The organism is Mycoplasma crocodyli MP145 (assembly GCF_000025845.1).
GTDB classification, from domain to species: domain Bacteria; phylum Bacillota_I; class Bacilli_A; order Mycoplasmatales; family Metamycoplasmataceae; genus Mycoplasmopsis; species Mycoplasmopsis crocodyli.
The window spans coordinates 792267-809985 of sequence record NC_014014.1 but is presented as its reverse complement, the minus strand read 5'-3'; the positions used below and the strand labels follow the sequence as shown (position 1 = coordinate 809985).

Annotated in this window: 14 protein-coding genes and 3 tRNA genes; 5 read left to right on the top strand and 12 right to left on the bottom strand. The window is 27.4% G+C overall.

Annotation, left to right across the window (positions count from 1 at the left end):
* Window positions 1-164 precede the first annotated feature (164 nt).
* Entirely contained in the window at window positions 165-6047 is a 5883-nt protein-coding gene (locus MCRO_RS04000; RefSeq protein WP_013054286.1) for a beta-N-acetylglucosaminidase domain-containing protein, read from the top strand.
* A 60-nt stretch (window positions 6048-6107) separates the two neighbouring features.
* A complete protein-coding gene (rnhB, locus tag MCRO_RS03505) occupies window positions 6108-6722 on the top strand; it encodes a ribonuclease HII (RefSeq protein ID WP_013054202.1) in 615 nt (204 codons plus the stop codon).
* A 13-nt stretch (window positions 6723-6735) separates the two neighbouring features.
* Here rnhB and MCRO_RS03500 read toward each other — a convergent pair whose 3' ends face one another.
* Both MCRO_RS03500 and MCRO_RS03495 read right to left on the bottom strand, forming a co-directional pair.
* Complete coding sequence (locus MCRO_RS03500) at window positions 6736-7260, bottom strand: hypothetical protein (RefSeq protein WP_013054492.1); 525 nt, start codon at window positions 7258-7260, stop codon at window positions 6736-6738.
* An 11-nt stretch (window positions 7261-7271) separates the two neighbouring features.
* Window positions 7272-8171, bottom strand: a complete 900-nt coding sequence (locus MCRO_RS03495; protein ID WP_013054756.1) for an esterase — start codon at window positions 8169-8171, stop codon at window positions 7272-7274.
* Window positions 8172-8299: 128 nt separating this feature from the next.
* Here MCRO_RS03495 and MCRO_RS03490 point away from each other — a divergent pair, with 128 nt between their 5' ends.
* From MCRO_RS03490 to MCRO_RS03480, 3 genes are read left to right on the top strand one after another with little or no spacing between them, the layout of a single operon-like run.
* Window positions 8300-9097 (top strand): energy-coupling factor transporter ATPase, encoded by a 798-nt coding sequence (locus MCRO_RS03490; RefSeq protein ID WP_013054387.1) that lies wholly within the window; start codon window positions 8300-8302, stop codon window positions 9095-9097.
* Window positions 9088-9999: an energy-coupling factor transporter ATPase gene (locus MCRO_RS03485; RefSeq protein ID WP_013054176.1), complete on the top strand. Its 912-nt coding sequence runs from the start codon at window positions 9088-9090 to the stop codon at window positions 9997-9999. The genes MCRO_RS03490 and MCRO_RS03485 overlap by 10 nt, the downstream gene beginning before the upstream one ends.
* 1 nt (window position 10000) lies before the next feature.
* Window positions 10001-10906, top strand: coding sequence for an energy-coupling factor transporter transmembrane component T family protein (locus MCRO_RS03480; protein WP_013054640.1), 906 nt, complete (start codon window positions 10001-10003; stop codon window positions 10904-10906).
* A gap of 88 nt (window positions 10907-10994) precedes the next feature.
* On the opposite strand, the gene tig is transcribed toward MCRO_RS03480, so the two are convergent.
* The 10 genes from tig to MCRO_RS03430 all read right to left on the bottom strand — a co-directional run bounded on the left by tig (window position 10995) and on the right by MCRO_RS03430 (window position 17661).
* Complete coding sequence (gene tig / locus MCRO_RS03475) at window positions 10995-12440, bottom strand: trigger factor (RefSeq protein ID WP_013054682.1); 1446 nt, start codon at window positions 12438-12440, stop codon at window positions 10995-10997.
* Between the two features lie 59 nt (window positions 12441-12499).
* Window positions 12500-13498, bottom strand: a complete 999-nt coding sequence (locus MCRO_RS03470) for an NAD(P)H-dependent glycerol-3-phosphate dehydrogenase (protein WP_041594138.1) — start codon at window positions 13496-13498, stop codon at window positions 12500-12502.
* Window positions 13499-13562: 64 nt separating this feature from the next.
* Window positions 13563-13637 (bottom strand) — tRNA-Trp (locus MCRO_RS03465).
* Between the two features lie 18 nt (window positions 13638-13655).
* Window positions 13656-13877: a phosphopantetheine-binding protein gene (locus MCRO_RS03460; protein WP_013054322.1), complete on the bottom strand. Its 222-nt coding sequence runs from the start codon at window positions 13875-13877 to the stop codon at window positions 13656-13658.
* Between the two features lie 7 nt (window positions 13878-13884).
* Entirely contained in the window at window positions 13885-14289 is a 405-nt protein-coding gene (locus tag MCRO_RS03455; protein ID WP_013054613.1) for an MHO_1590 family protein, read from the bottom strand.
* Window positions 14282-15325: a hypothetical protein gene (locus tag MCRO_RS03450; RefSeq protein ID WP_148207931.1), complete on the bottom strand. Its 1044-nt coding sequence runs from the start codon at window positions 15323-15325 to the stop codon at window positions 14282-14284. The genes MCRO_RS03455 and MCRO_RS03450 overlap by 8 nt, the downstream gene beginning before the upstream one ends.
* Before the next feature lie 67 nt (window positions 15326-15392).
* The gene (locus tag MCRO_RS03445; protein WP_013054247.1) at window positions 15393-15791 is read right to left on the bottom strand and encodes an MG284/MPN403 family protein; all 399 of its coding nucleotides are present in this window, start codon (window positions 15789-15791) and stop codon (window positions 15393-15395) included.
* Between the two features lie 119 nt (window positions 15792-15910).
* The gene (gene proS / locus MCRO_RS03440) at window positions 15911-17347 is read right to left on the bottom strand and encodes a proline--tRNA ligase (RefSeq protein WP_013054353.1); all 1437 of its coding nucleotides are present in this window, start codon (window positions 17345-17347) and stop codon (window positions 15911-15913) included.
* Window positions 17348-17497: 150 nt separating this feature from the next.
* Window positions 17498-17572: transfer RNA gene (locus tag MCRO_RS03435), tRNA-Gln, on the bottom strand.
* A 5-nt stretch (window positions 17573-17577) separates the two neighbouring features.
* Window positions 17578-17661: transfer RNA gene (locus MCRO_RS03430), tRNA-Tyr, on the bottom strand.
* Window positions 17662-17719 lie beyond the last annotated feature (58 nt).

The window sequence follows — 17719 nt, the reverse complement described above, 5'->3', positions numbered from 1 at the left end:
TTGTTGTTGTTTTTTGTATTTTGAAACAATAATATAGCAAGATATTTACTCCTATGAATTAATAATTCACTGAAAAGTGGTAATTTTTTTTCCATAATTTTTCATTATTTTTGATTTGTTTATTATTAACATATATATAAAAATATATAAAAGAGGGAGAATAAATGAAAACAAAAAAGAAGAAGTTATTAGCGTTTTCTAGTTTAGCTTTAATAGGTGCTTTCACACCTATGATGTTAATCTCTGGTAATACTTTGCCAGCGCTTACTAATCCAGTTATAACATTAGTGGATTATAATATAACACCAAATCCACATACTGTAAATTATTTGGATGGTTCATTTTTAATACAAGAAAAATATGAACTTTCAAAGGATGAACTTGATGAACCAACACAAGCAAAACTTGATGAAGTTTTAGCCGTTAAAAACTTAAGTATAGCTGATTTAAATACTAGTAAAAAACTAAGTATAAATTTAGTTGACTTTTCTAAAAATAGTGATTTAAAAACTAAGGTGGTTAATGAATATGGGAGTTTATTTAACCAAGATGTTTTAACAAAAATAGATGCATATGTTTTAATAATTAAAGAAGGAAAAATTACTGTTATCGGTAAGAATTCAGACGGACTTTTCTATGGACTTGTTTCTTTGAAAGATATATTGGAACAAATCAATGGACTTTCAATTAGAAACTTAGTGATTCAAGATTATGCAGATACAGCAATAAGAGGATTTATTGAAGGGTATTATGGACTTCCTTGAACTAATGAAGATAGAATGTCTCTAATGAAATTTGGTGGAAAAATTAAGATGACATCTTATGTATTTGCACCAAAAGATGATCCATATCATTCAAGCAAATGATTTGAATTATATCCAGAAGAAGAACTGAAAAAAGTTAAAGAAATGGTAGAAGTTGGAAGAATGAATAAAACAAAATTTGTTTGAACAGCTCACCCATTCATGTCGAGTCAAAACATTGGTTCAGATGCAAATAAATATGAAGAAAGATTAGCAAAATTAATTGCTAAATTTGAACAACTTTATTCAATAGGTGTTAGACAATTTGGAGTTTTAGCTGACGATGTTGGTTCAGTTCCTAGACAAACTGTTATTAATATGATGAAATCATTAGTAGAATGAGGTAAGAAAAAAGGTGATGTTTATGATTGAGTATTTTGTCCTGCTGGATATAATAATGCATGAACTGATATGAATGAATTAAGTGATTATGATCCTCAATTTCCACCAGAAGTTCATATTTTCTGAACAGGGAATACAGTTTGTGCTCCAATAATACAAGACACATTAAATAATTTCAGAACAAGAAATTTAAGAGCAGGACAATCAAAAAGACGCGCTCCTTTATTCTGATTAAATTGACCAGTTAATGATATAAATAAGAAAAGATTATTAATGGGAAAAGGTGAACTATTACACACTGATATTAATGTTGAAGACTTGGCTGGAGTAGTATCTAATCCTATGCAAGAAGCTGAACCATCAAAAGTTGCTCTTGCTGCAATAGCTGACTATTCTTGAAATGTTAAGAATTTCAATGCAGATAAATCATGAGAAAATTCATTTAAGTATATTGATGAAAACGTTTCAGATTCATTATTTAGATTAGCTAATCATATGTCAGACCCTGCTCCTAATGGGCATAATTTAGTGTTAGGAGAATCAGAAAACATAGCTTCAGATATAACTACTCTTACTACTAACTTAAATTCAGATCAACCTTTAACACAGGCAAATAAAGAGAAAATTGAAGAAGAAATGAGTAAAATTATTTATGCTTCGTCCGATGTTCTAACTAATATGAAAAATGTAAGATTCTTGCAACAATTAACACCATTTGCACAATCAATAAGAGATAGAGCAAAAGCTATTAATATGTTTTTAGAAGCATATGAAGACTTTAAAAACGATAAAAAAGCATCAGGTTTTGAAAAATATCAAACAGCCATTGAGTTTTATAATAAAGCAAATTCATACAAACATATTATTATTTCAGGTATGACAAATACTGAAGCTGGTGCAAAAAGATTAATACCTTTTTCAAATAATTTAAAAGAAACAACTTCAAAATTATATAGTGATTACATTTTTGGTGGAGCATTCATAAATAGCCAAAAAATAACTTATTCTTCAAAAAGTAATACAAAAAGTATTGAAGGAAATGTTGACAATTTGAATGATAATAATCTAGGCACAGGTCTTCTTTATAAAGGACATCCAGCTAAAGGTGATGAATATTCAATTACACTAAAAAAACCTTCTACAATTTATGGGATACACATTAATCAAGCAACGAATAACCATGAAACTGATTTTTTCAAAGAATCGGAACTTAAATACACAAAAGACGGTAAGGAATGACTTGATGTTGAAACAACAGGTAAAAAATATACAACCAAAGATATAGATTTATATAATATTAAACTTGAGGGAGTGTTAGGTATAAAACTTGTTAACACAGCTGATTCATCAAACGATAGATGAGCTGGAATAAGAGAATTTAACTTGGACTTTTTACCTAAAGATGAGCCAGTTAAATTAGAAAAATTAGCCATCAAAGCAATGACCTTACCAGAAGGTTGAACTAAATATAGTGGAGAATTAACTAATATTTATGATGATGATGAAAATTCTAGTTGTTGATTAAAGACTAAAAATGATAAGTTTTTGGAAAATGATGCAATCACTTTGGAACTTAATTCGGCATCTGCAATTGGTTTATTTAAAGTAAAACTTGGAAAAACAAACAAAGATGGAGATAGATTTAAAAAATTTGCACTGGAATACTCAACAAGCACAGAATTAGCAAATGCAAAATGAGAAACATTAAAAACTTACACAGATGGAGAAACGGAAGTAGAATTTGATGCTTCATCTAAAAAATTAACTAATGTTAAATATATAAGAGTTAGATCAACCGAAGCTGGTGTTACTTGAGTATCATTTAGAAATATATCAGTTTATAAACCACAAGAAATTAGTCCGACACCTACGATTTCATCTGTAACCACTGGTCCATCAAATGAAGTTATTCAAATTGCTGATTCAGAAAAATCAAAAGTATTTGATAAAAATAATTCTACATATGCACACTTTAAAACAGGTCAATATGCATCGGGCCACGCTGATAGAGATTGAACAACAATCGATGCAGCAATAGGCGTTGAACTTGCAAACATGTCTGAAATAGGAAAAATCGATATTCTAATGGGAAGAAATGATTCTGATGGTGATTATATGCAAGGTGCAGATTTGCAAATTTCAGAAAATAACACAACTTGAACTACATTAAAACACTTTGATAATACTAGACATATCATTTATGAATCTGATAGAAGTAAACCTAAACAAAAAGCAAAGTACATAAGAATAGTTTCAACAAAAAGACACAAGAATTGAATTGCAATTCGTGAATTTAAGGTTGAAGGATATAGTCAACAAGTATTTAACACGGTTCTAGAAACCAATAAAACACAAACTGGTTATATGGTTAGAGCAAATTACAATGTTAAAACAGGTGTTTTTGAAGCAATACCAGTTACTGGATTAGTTCTAAAACCTAATGAATATATAACGGTTGATTTATTAAGAAATTCAGAACTTAAAGAAGTATTGTTCGAAGCAACAAACAAAGAAAAACTAACAATTGAACTTTCTCAAAATAATTTAGTTTTTGACAATTTACCAACCGACTTAGCAACGACACATAAAGATGCAAGATATTTGAGAATAATAAACAAAGGTTCTGATGATGTTTCTTTTGACTTATCAAAATTAAGTGTTACAGCTCATCAATTCCAAGGTCCTAGTGTTGTTTCTACAAATATGGGAAATGAAGCTGGAGATGATAAAAAATGAAAATTATTCGATAATAATATCAACACCGGAATGAAGTTAAATAATACTCAAACAAAAGGACAATATACAATAATTGATTTAGGTAAAGAAACAAACATGAAGAACCTTAAGTTAATTATTAATGATTCAAATCCTGATTATATTCGTGATGCTGAAGTTTATATAAGTGCTACAAATTCAACAACTGATACAGATTGAGAAAAAGTAATTACTATTGGAGACGGTGTTGATAATGAACAAAGTGATAAAGATATTATGAACAGTTTTCCAGATCATGAAGTGTCATATAATACTATAAGCAAGTCAAATATAAACAAAACAGTAAGATATATAAAGATTAAAATTACTGCAAATTATGCACACAGATGAAGTCAAATTAACGAAATTATTTGAAACTATGATGAATCTAAAAAAGATTTTTTACGTGAATATACACTTGAAGATAATAATAAAGATTTCGTAAGCGATTCATTAGATTCAAGAGGTCATACTTTTGATGCATTAATTGATCAAGACTTAAATACAAACTATATTTCAGAAAAAGAAACTGGTACATTAAATTATATAGTATCAACTAAAGAACAAACTGAAGCAAACTACATAAGAATAGTTTCACAAGCAAATAAAAACGCAAAAGTTAGCGCCATTTTATACGACGAAACAACAAAAGTAAAATCAACCGTTGAACTAGGTAAATTACTACAATCTGTAAATGATTTTATTGTTCCAACAGGTAAGAAACTATTAGAAGTTAAATTTGATTGAACTGGAGAAAAATTAAATATTTCCGACCTTGTCTTATTTAAGAAAACAGGTGTTACTACACAAGATAAAAGCACTCTAACAACGTTAAAAGATTCGGTAAAAGCAAAATTGAATGAACCAAAAATCGTTCCTGAAGATAAAGCGAAAATGACAGAGCTAGTCAATGCTGCTGAAGAATTAATAGCTAACAATAATGCTGGTGAAGCTTCAATTACATCAATAACAAAAACTCTTGAATACTATAATACAATTCCAACAGACCAATTATTAGGAGATAAGAAAACATTAGAAGATTTATTAACTTCTAATTCAAGTGTTTTTACAAAAGAAGCTGATTATACAAAAGAAAGTTTTAAAAATGTTAAGAAATTAAAAGAGCAAATCGAAACAACAAAAGATGATGCTAATTTAAGAGCCAAAGATGTTGCAAAATTAGCGAGTGAATTTTCAGCTGCATTACCTAAATTAGTTGTTGATTTAACACAAAAAGATAGAGCAATTAATTCATATAATAATTTATTAGACTTAGATATGGATGCTTTATATTATGTAAAAGAAAAAACATTGCTTGAAAATAAGGCTAAAGTATTAAAAGGTTTAATTGAAACTAGTGAAGTTAAACCTTCTTCAGAATATGTGACTTTATTGAATGAAATAAAAGCTATTAAAACAAAAGAGCAATTTAAAGCTGATTTTGATGCTAACAAAAAAGAATATCCTGAAGCACTTTCAACAACACAAGAAGATATTGATAAGATTCAACAAAGTGATATAACAGTTGATAATTCAAAAATTCCTTCTATGTTTGAAATTAAAATAACAGAATTAATTAAAGATAAAGAACATAAAAAAGTAATTGTTAAATATGACCTTTTTGATAAAGAACACCAAGAACTTAAGGCATCTTATGTAAAAACAATAAATTTCGATCCTGCTGTTATTAAAAAAGAAGAAGAAATAAAAACAGAAACTAAGAAGGTTGAAATTACTCTAAATGGTGTCAATAAACCTGATTATGATAAAAAATCACCTTCTGAAATAAAGAAACAAGATATTAAATTAAGTAATGTTGATTCTTCTAAATATACAACAAAGATTTTAGATGTAACACCAGATGATATAACAGGGACATTAAAAGTTAGATATGAATTAACTTTAAAAGAAGATCCTTCTATTAAACTAGCTGAAACAGTTTCATTAGCAGGATTTAAAAAGCTAACTAGTGGTGGAGTTATAAGTCCTGTAAATCCTGATCCGGGAATTACACCTGTTCCTCAAAAACCAGAAGTTAAAAACAATAAAACAAGAAATGCTTGATTAATAAGTATTTCTATTATAACAGGATTGGGATTACTAGCGGTGGTTGCATTCTTGATATTTAGAAAGAAAAAACAAGCGTAATAAATAATTTAAAATATAATTTGTTCTAAGGAGCAAATTATATTTTAAATAAGGGGTAAAATGTTAGATTATGAAATAAAGAATTTAAAACGATTTGAAAAGATTTTAGGTATGGATGAAGCAGGTAGGGGAGCTTTAGCCGGGCCTTTAGTTGTAGCGGGTGTGATTTTTCCTGCTAATTATAAAAATGATGAGATTAATGATTCCAAAAAATTAACTTCCAAGCAAAGAGAAAATCTTTTCTTTAAAATTCAAGAAGATGCAATTGCATATGAAATTATTGAATTGAGTAATTTTGAAGTTGATGAATTAAATCCAAAAAAAGCAAGTATTGTTGGAATGGAAAAAATAGCTAATTTATTAGCTGATAAATATGATGTTGTAATTACTGATTTTGAGAAATTGAATTTACAAGACAAGAAACAAATTAATTTAGTTAAAGGTGATACAATTTCAATTTCTGTAGCAGCAGCAAGTATTTTAGCTAAGCATTATAGAGATCAAGTTATGCGTAAATTGCACTTAAAATATCCTATGTTTTCTTGGGACAAAAATAAGGGATATGGAACTAAATTACATCTTGAAGGATTAAGAAAAAACGGAGTATCTCCATTTCATAGATTATCATATAAGCCTGTTAAACAGGCTATTATGGAAAATAATGCTATTAAATAATAACTAGATAATTTTAAATTTGTTCTTCAGTAACGAATTTACAACTAAGTTTTAAGTCCTTAGGACAGGTTAAGAATTGTTGATCATCACTAAAATTAGTATAAGCCATTGTACTATATTTTCTAGTATATTCATCTTTTCCAAGAAGTTTTAAAGATAAAAGAGGAAGATTTAAAATCTTTCTTTTTTCCTTTTCCTCTTCAATGTTTACATATGGATATATCTCAATTTTAAAATTTAAAAGTATATTAGTCTTAAGCATTTCAATTTCATCAGGACTAAAAAATTCATTAATATAAGCAAAAATTAATTCACATCTTTTTAATTTTCCTTCTTCATTTTGAGATGAGTAATCCTTTTCATCTTTAAGATTATTATCTAAATATTCAAAAAATAACTTCTTATCGAAATAATTTTTTTGATCTTTTTTAAATGCTTCAAGAAAAAGAGATATTGGTTGCAATTCTTCAATAACTCCGAAATAATATTTAAACTCTTCTCCACATTCAATGCATTTAGCAGTAACTTTTGATGCCATTTTTACCTTCTTTATTTAGTAATACTATTTACTAAAAGTCCTTCTTCTTCACTTTGGTCATTAACGTTTGATTTGTATTCAGAATCTAAAGACGAAATTAAACCGTTGAATAAAAAACGTTTTTTCCCTATAATTCTTTTGTTAAAAAACAAATAGAAATCACGTGTGTTATATCAAATTGGGCTATGTCCTGTTCCAATTATATAAACAGGCGCTTCAATTTGATAAGCATATTCAACAAATTTTTCTGTATTAATCACCTTGTCAAAAGCACCCACAATTAATGTTGATTTTTTAACAAGTGAAACATAATCATCGTTCAAAGAAAGCAGTTTTTCTTGATCGAGAACATTTTCTTTAATTAAGTTTGCTCACACACTTTTTTCATCAGAAAAAGGTGCAATTCAAGGTTCTCTTTTTTGAAAAAAATCCAAACCTTTTTTGATACCTTTGTTTAATGTTGTTTTGATTTTACCTTTTGGTTCAACAGTAATGCTACTAAAAAGTTTTACCACTTTTGATTCGGCTAAGTTAGGATGTATAGTTGCTAAAAAAAAGATGTGTTCAAGTTTATTAATTTTTCCAACTTTACAAGCAACACCCCCGCTCATTGAGTGAGCAATTAGAAAATTGTGTTTTGTTTTTACTTTATTTATAACATAGTTTGTAATTTCAATTCAAAGATCCATCTTTACATCTTCATGTTTTATTTTGTTAAGTTCTAAAAAATACTTGCTACCAGGTAAATTAATTCCTATTATATTAAATTTGTTTTTATATTCTGATATAGGAACAATGAAATCAGAACTAGAATTAATTCCGTGTATAGCAATTAGAGTGGAATCAGACTTGTTATCTTGAACAAAAAGTGGTATTTTTCAATTTTTATACTTAATTATTTTTAAATTCATAATTTAATTATAAACATATTATTTTTGTATTAAATCAAATATTTAAGTTAGTTGTGCAAAAAAACAATGTGTGTATTTAATTTTATTTATTCTTTAAATATTTTAGTATTTTAAATATAATAATAAACATGGTTAAAGTAGATAATATAACATTTTCATACAATGAAAGTTCAAAACCCGCACTTAGTGAGGTTTCTTTTGAAATTGAACATGGTCAATATGTAGCTGTTTTAGGACATAATGGTTCTGGAAAAAGTACGCTTTCAAAATTGCTTGTTGCACTAGTAAAACCTAATTCAGGAACATTATCAATTGATGATGTTGTTTATTCAAAAGAAACGATAAAGGATATAAGAAAAAAAATAGGGATTATTTTTCAAAATCCTGATAACCAATTTATTGGTGCAAGTGTTGAGGATGATATTGCTTTCGGTCTTGAAAACAAATGTGTTCCAAGATCTGAAATAGGAAAAAAAATAGAAGAATATGCAACAAAAGTTGGAATGATTGATTATCTTGATAGAGAACCTGAATTCCTTAGTGGTGGTCAAAAACAACGTGTAGCTATTGCATCTGTTCTTGCTCTTGATCCACAAATTATGATTTTTGATGAAGTAACTTCTATGTTAGATCCAAAAGGAAAAGATAGAATTTTAAGTATTATAAGAGAAATTCAAAAAACAAGAACAAAGACTTTAATTTCAATTACTCACGACATGGATGAAGCGATTCTAGCTGATTATTGTTTAGTTTTTAGCGAAGGTAAACTAATAGCAAAAGGATCTCCGCTTGAAATATTGAAAAATAAAAAAATAATTGATATTGCAAAAATTGATTCACCATTCATTTACAAATTGAGTGAAAAAATAAAAGGAATTGATCCAACTTATAATGAAGATGAATTATTGGAGGCTTTATGAAAATAATTGTTAGAGAATTAAGTCATATTTTTAACAAAAAAACTCCAATGGTTTTTAAAGCTCTTAATAATGTTAATGTTACAATTGAACAAGGTGAGTATATTGGAATAATTGGACAAACAGGTTCTGGAAAGACAACTTTTATAGAGCACTTAAACGCCTTGCTTTTACCTGAAGATGGAACAATTGAGTGAATTTTTAGAAATGAAAAAACAAACAAAAAAACAAAAGAAGTCGAAGTATATCTTGATAAAATAACTGTTAAAAAATCAAGAAAAAAGAAAGTTAAAAATGTTAAAGATATAAGAAAAAGAGTTGGAACAGTTTTCCAATTCGCTGAGTATCAATTGTTTAAAGCCACTATTGAAGAAGATATTATGTTTGGTCCAATGTCTTTTGGTGTTACAAAAGCAGAAGCTAAGGAAAGAGCAAAAAAATATATTGAAATAGTTGGACTTGATGAATCATACCTTGAAAGAAGTCCGTTTGCACTAAGTGGTGGTCAAAAAAGAAGAGTAGCTTTAGCGGGGATTTTAGCCATGGAACTTGATTTTCTAGTCGTTGATGAACCAACAGCAGGACTTGATCCAGTTGGTGTTGTGGAAATTCTAGAAATATTCAAGAAACTCCATGATATGGGAAAAACAGTTATTAATGTTACTCATGATTTAGATAATATTTTAGCTTACTCAAAAAGAGTTCTTCTTTTTAAAGACGGTCAAATTATTAAAGATGGCGAAACTTATCCAATTTTAAAAGATACAAAGTTTTTACTTGATAATAATCTTCAACCCCCTAAGTTGCTACATTTTGTAAGTAAATTAGAAGAAAAAGGATTAGAAGTTCCTAAAGTTATAAACATTCAAGAACTTGCCGATTTTCTTAATCAATGAAGGGAGGGTAAATAATATGAAAAGTGTTTTTGGTAGATATCTTCCAGGTAATTCATTACTTTATAGAATGGATCCAAGACTAAAAGTGGTGATTACTTTGTTATATATAATATTCGTATTTTTAGCTCATTATTTTATTGATTTATTGATAATTATAGTTCCTCTTTGAATTGGTTATATTATTACAACTAAAAGAGTTCTTCCGCTTATAAAACTTATAAAATTTCCGTTATTTATTTCGCTTGTGATTTTATTAGTTAATATTTACTCGCTTAAATATGGTGAAAACTTAAATCCTAATGCAGCGTTTGGTTATGATAAAATAATAACAGAGTTTCCTGAATTTAGGCTCATCATTTGACCTAAATACGGATATGCTTTGACTTATGAGGCTATAAACAAGGCTATTGCACTATTTTTTAGAATATATACAATGATTCTTATAACAACTCTTTTAACAAATACTACTAAGCCAATATTACTTACAAAGGCACTTGAAGATTTAATGTTTCCATTAAAACTTCTCTTTGTACCGGTTCATATAGTCGCTATGATTATTTCGATTGCTCTTAGATTTATTCCTACATTACTTGATGAGGCAAACAGAATTATGAAGGCTCAATCTTCAAGAGGCGTTGACTTTAAAAATGGTAAAATGAAGGAAAAAATAATTGCTTTTACTACATTAATTATTCCGTTATTTGTTTCATCATTTGCTAAAGCAGAAGATTTGTCTTATGCCATGGAAACAAGAGGATATGATCCATATGCAAAAAGATCTAAATATCGTAAGTTAACTTTTGGTTTAAAAGACGTGATAATTTCTTTGTTTATTCTTCTTCTTATAACTTTCTTAATAATAAATATTTACAATGTAAATTCTTACTTGCCAAGTTGATATATAAAAACATTGGTTGTATAACAATAAAATACCAACAAGTTTGGTATTTTATTTAAACAATTTTTTAAAAGCAATAAAAAAACAAGCGTTTGAGCTTGTTTTAAAACAACTATTTTTCTGCTTTTGCCTTAGTTGTTGTAGCCTTTTTTGTTGCTGGTTTTTTATCAACAGCAGGTTCTTTTTCTGCCTTTTCTTTTGCTATTTCTTTAAGACCTTTTGCTTCAAATTCATCTAAATCTTTTGTTGCTTTTTCAATATTTTTGTGTAACTCAGGGTTAACGATTTTTAATGTTGCATCAATAAATTGTTCTTCTTGAAGAGAAGATTTAACAACTTCTTCATTAATTTGAGCTTTAACTATTTCAACAGGTAAGTTGTATTTTTTAGAAATTTTATCAAATTCCTTTTCAATATCTTCTGTTTTTGGTTCTGTTGAATACTTTTTGAATAATTCAGAAATTACATATTGAGATTTAACTTCTTTTTCAGCACTCTTTCTTAATTCGGCCATAATATCTTCTTCAGTTGCTTTTGTAACTTCTAAATATTCAGCTCTTTTAAGACCGTTTTGTTTTAATGATTCATTAAAATCTTTGTTTAATTCATCAACTCTTTTTGTATATAAAATCTCATTTAATTTAATATCAAATTTATTGATAACTTCTTCAATCAAATGATCGATAAATGATGTTTTAGCTTTTCTAATTAAGTCTCTTCTAACAGAAGCACCTAAGTAATCTTTCAATTGTTTCATTGTTGATACGCCTGGTAAATTAAATGTTGATATTATTTCTTCTTTTAATTCTGGAACATCTTTCGTTTTAACTTCGTGTATTACGATTTCAAAAATTGTTTCTTTGTTTCTATATTGTTTTACGTAATATGTATCTGGGAAAGTAACTTTAATTTCGCCTTTTCATCCGGCTTTTTTACCAACAAGTTGATCTTCAAAACCTGGTATGAATTGTTTTGAACCAAGTGTTAATTCAAATTTTTCTGCTTCACCACCTTCAAATGCTTCATTATTAATAAATCCTTTGAAGTCTATAACTACTACATCACCTAATGCAGCTGCTTCTTTTTTTGTTTTGAAAGCTGAAAATTTAGCAGCCATTTCGTGAATTTCGTTTTCAACTAATTTTTCACTAAATTTTGTGAATTCAGAATTAACTTTAATTCCTTTTACATCTAAATTGTCGAAGTTAGGAAGCATTGGAAACTCATATTCCATTTCTAATTCTTCAAAAGATAGTTTAATAACATTGATATGAGGTTCATAAAAAATATTTTTAGATTCTTTTTCTGCTAACTTATAAGCTTGTTCTCTATTCGCTCTAATTGCTTGTTGTAACCCTCTTTCCATAACATCTTGGTTTGAGATGTGTTTATCTAAAACGTGTTGTGGAATATTAGCACCAATTCTAAAACCAGGTATTTTTATTGTTTTAGCAATGTTTAGTCTTGTAGTACTTATTATTTTACTTCAGTCTTCTTTTGACACAACAACTGGAACAACAACCACTTGTTTATCTTTATCTATTCTTATTTTTGACATTATTCTCCTTAAAATAGTATATGTTCTATTTTATCAAAATAAATAAAAAAATACAATAATTAATTGTACTCTTCTATAAAATCTAAAACCTTATATGGATTCTTTTTGTTAAATAAAACATCAATTATACTTTTTAAAAAAGGAGTAATCAATTCATGTTTTTCAATAATTTTTGAAAGAATTTTAGCCGTATAATATCCTTCAATAGTTTTGCTTTCTTTCTCTAAAGCCGCCTTTAAACCATATTCTGAAATTTTGTAACCAAAGCTATAATTTCTACTTTTTGATGATGAGCAAGTTAGAAAAATATCTCCAATTCCTGCTAGTTCATAGCCAATTGAGTCTTTTGAATTGGGATAAACTTTTTTATAAACTTGATAAATTTCTTTTACTCCAATCGATAAAACTGCGGCATGCGTGTTTTTACTTGGTAAGAAAAAGTTTATCATTCCTAATCCAATAGCAAGAACGTTTTTTAAAGCAGCAAATAATTCACTTCCTTTTTCTTCCTCGTTAATAACAAGTCTAAAAGTATCGTTACTAAAAATTCTAGTTACTTTTGCCAGATAATTAACATCAATACCTATAACATTAATCATTGTTAGTAAGTTTTCAAAAACTTCAACTGCAAATGATGGACCAATTAGAGTAGCAAAATTTTTAACATTTCTTCTAAATTTTTTGATAATTAGTTCTGAAAAAAGAAGTTCACTATCTTCATCTATTCCTTTTACAACGTTGATTAAGTCAACCTTTTTTGTTTTTAATTCTTCTTGTAATTTTTTCAAAATTGATCTAATAGATTGAGATGGAACAGCTAAAACAACTACATCAGCATCTTTCAATGCTTCACTTAAATCGTTTGTAGCTTTAATATTTTCAGGATTATTAAAGAGTTTACTTCCAAAATATTTGGTATTTTTGCCTTTATTAATATCGCTAATTTCCAATTCATTTATACCGTACATGCTGACTTGGTGATTGTTTTTTGAAACCACAGTAGCCAAAGCAGATGCTCATGCCCCGGTTCCAATAAAACAAATTTTACTTTTATGCATACTCATAACTACTCCTTATTATTTATAATTATATGTATTTAATTCATTTTTTTAATAAAAAAAATGGCAGGAGTAGCAGGATTCGAACCCACAACACACGGGGTTGAAGCCCGTTGTTCTACCGTTGAACTATACTCCTAAGCCATATAATTATATATTAAGATTTTAATTTTTCAATCAATATAACTATTTCTTTTACTGACTTTATTTTGTTTAATTCTTCATCGGGAATAGATATATTAAATTCCTTTTCAGCATCTATAATTAAGTCTGCTAAATCAAGTGAATCTATATTTAAATCTTCTAACTTAGAATTTATATCAACTTTCTTTTTAGAAAGATTTTCTAATTTTTTAATAATTGTATCTTGAATTTTCATGTATTAATTATAGTTCATCAACTGAAAAATAATATTTTTTTCTTTGAATATTGCCTTCTTTAGTTTTTAACTCAACTCAAATGTTTAATATGGTTTTTGATTCATTAAATTTGTAATCATATTTTAATTGACCTTCGCCAACCCTTAAACGTTTAATTGTTTGTTGTATGAAGTATGCTATTATATTTTCATTAAAAATATTTTTATCGTTTTCGAAAACTATAAAATCATCAAACATTTCTACTTTTCAATCAGGAAAAAAGTTATCAGTCTTTTCTTTTTTGCTAATATTTTCTTCATTATCTATTGGTTTTTTTGTTTTACTTAATGACATTACAACAATAGGAGTTATAACTGCACAAAAGCCTATAGCACAGGTACTTAAGATAAAAAGTTTACTTCTTTTAGTCATTGTTTTTCTCATCTTTTTTTATTGCTGAAATGTATTTGTTTTCCAAGAAAATATTGTCTATTTTTTCTTTATTTAAAACTTTTAACCATTCTTCAGAACTGATAGAAAATCTCAAATTTTTATATTCTTCATTAACTATTTTTTTATCTTCTTCAAAACTAATTTTATATTTTTTTCTTGTTGTTATTCGTTTTTCTTTTGCCTTATATTCTTCAAAAAAAGTAAATTTATATGAGCCAAAAAATTCAAATTCAAGTGGTAATTCATATAATAATTTACCATTAAAATTCTTGTTTATAATAGCACCTTTCACATTTTTTGATTTTGTTTTAATTACTTTTTGACTTTTTTCATCAAAAATATAATCATTAGAAAACTCATATTTTTTTAATGCTTTACTATCACTTCATTCTTCACCATCTTGAAATCCATCACTTAAAATTTTAAGTTCAAAATCTTTTTGATCTCTATATTCATCATAATTTAAGATCGATAGTTTTGCAACTTTAATGTTTAAAAATTTTGTTATTTTTGAAACATCTAGGATGTCTGAGTTATTATAAAACGAACTGATTTCTAAAAATTCTTTTTGGTTTTTAGAATTTTGTGGTGTAAAAATTTTGACTAAAAAACTATAGAAATTCTTTCTAATTTTTACTTGATCATCTTTTTGATTTTTCTTATTTGAAATTTTTATTGTATAAATATAAGGAACACTAAATTTAAAGTTTTTTGACTTAAGTTCAATAATGTTGTTAATCTCTTTTGTACGTTTGACAATTTTGTATTCTTGTACAATTACATTTTGATTAATTACTCTTATATTTATTGTTTCAATTTTATTGAATTCTTCTTCAATTTCGAATATAGTATTATTTTCTTTTTCTAATTTTTTATATATTTTTGATTTACCATTCACTAATATTTCTGCACTTAAATAATATGTCTTAGTTAAATTTCTTAAATTAATAAGAATTTTATTTTCATTAAATTTTCTTATTAGTGAAACATCAAATTTGTATTCTCAATCATTCACTCTTTTTGTATTAAGAATATATGTTTGTAAGTTTATTGGGTCGGAGTATATACTTTGATATTCTTGATTATAACTGTAGTTGCTTGTAATCAAAATATAGCGCCATAAACTCGTTTATAGCTTCCTTTTTCTTCTTATAGTATGTTGTTTTTGAAAAGTATTCTTCATACCAATGACCCATTAATTGTTCATTTTTAGTCATAAATGCATTTTTTATTAATCATGAATTAAAAGGCGTCATGTTTTTAAGTACAAAGTCAATCAAATCAGTTGATTGATTTTTTGCTTGTTCAATTCTTGAAATCTCTTCTGTGTTGTTGTATGTAGCATTTATTGCTCCTTTTAATTTTTCTTTGAACATTCTAACACTAGCTAATTTTTCATTCAACAATTTAAGTTGGCAAATTTCTTGAACAACCTTGCACTGTTGTCTATAAAGATCATTTTCATTTGTTTGAGTATTCATTTCATTTCTCCTTTACTCCTCCTATATATTAATATAGGAATGAGAAAGGAGAAAAAAAGAACAAACGGCTTGTTTGTTCTATAAATTATTCAAGAATAAACGTTTTAGCAAAGCATATTTTAATATGCCTTTGCAAAAACAACATATCTATTTGTTTTTGATTTACAGGTGTCGAAAATGCAATCCATAGATTCATCTGGCTTGTCAATTGTTTTTGGAATACATCTAGATGTTGCACCAGTTTCTTCCTTTATTTTCATTTCAGCTTCATCTAAACAACAAAATGGAGCTATTACAAAATTATTCTTTTCAATTTCTTTTTTGAATTCTTCGTAATTTGATACTCATACAGTTTTGCTATCAAGTCTTTCTTTAGCCTTATTAAAAAGATTTTCATGAATTTCATCTAAAATAGTTTGAACTTTTTCTTTAACTTCTTTATAGTTCATTACAATTTTTTCTAATGTATCTCTTCTTACTAGTGTTACTTGATTATTTTCTAAGTCTCTTGGACCTATTTCTATTCTAAGAGGAACTCCTTGAATTTCGCTATTAGCAGCTTTAAAACCGGGTTGTTTATCTGATTTGTCAACTCTAACTCTTCATTTTCTTCTTAATAGTTCAAATAATTCATCACTAACTTCTTTTACTTTTGGAGATTTTGCAGCAAATAATTCAATTAAATCTATTTGGACAGGAGCTACTCTTGGAGGAATGATTACACCTCTGTTGTCTCCGTGTGTCATAATAATCGCACCTAAAAGTCTTGTTGAAACACCTCATGAAGTTTGATAAACATATTCATCTTCATTTTTTTTGTTTTTAAAAAGAATTGAATATGGTTTAGAAAAGTTCTGTGCTAAGTAATGGCTGGTACCTGCTTGAAGTGCTCTTCCGTCTTTCATCATTGCCTCAATTGTATAAGTTGAACAAGCTCCCGCGAATTTTTCATATGGTGTTTTCTTACCTATAATAGTAGGGATAGCTAAGAAATTTTTAAGGAATTTAGAATATGTTGTAATCATTCCTCTTGTAAACCTTCTGGCTTCAATTGGATCTGAGTGACATGTATGACCTTCTTGTCATAAAAATTCTCTACTTCTTAAAAATGGGTTTGTTGTTTTTTCTCATCTAACTACATTGGCTCATTGGTTATATATAATAGGTAAGTCATTGTAAGATTCAATTGAGTTTTTAAACAAATCAGCAAATAAAACTTCTGAAGTAGGTCTTATGAAATATTTTTCACTTAATTCTTTGTCTCCTACATGAGTTACTGTTGCTAATTCAGGGTTAAAACCTTCAAGATGATCTCTTTCAAGATTAAAAAGACTTTCAGGAATTAGTAAAGGTAAATAAACGTTTTCAACATCCTTTTCTTTAAAAATCTTATTAAGATTTTCTTGAATTAACTCTCAAATACCATATGAGTTTGGTTTGAAGATTAATGTACCTTTTGCTGGACCATAAGCAATTAAATTTCCTTGCTTAACGACATCTGTATATCACTTTGGAAAGTCCACTTCCAAAGGGGTTATTTTTTCTAGTTCTTTCATATTATTAATTATAATATATATTTTTTTAAGTAAAAAGTTATTTTTTATTAATTTTTTAGCCAAAAAAATGCAAATATATCATTATTTTTAAAAAAATATTTTTCAAGAATTTTTTAAAAAAATAAAAAAAATCACCTCTTACTGGTGATATGGCTGCCCCAGTTAGATTCGAACTAACGCATGGTGGAACCAAAACCCACTGCCTTACCGCTTGGCTATGGGGCAAAAAATGGTGGGGGGAGAGGGATTCGAACCCCCGAATCGTAAGAAAGTGGGTTACAGCCACCCGCATTTGGCCGCTTTGCTATCCCCCCATGGTTTGCATATCTATTATATTATAAAAATAATTTAATGTAAGCAAATTTTATTTTT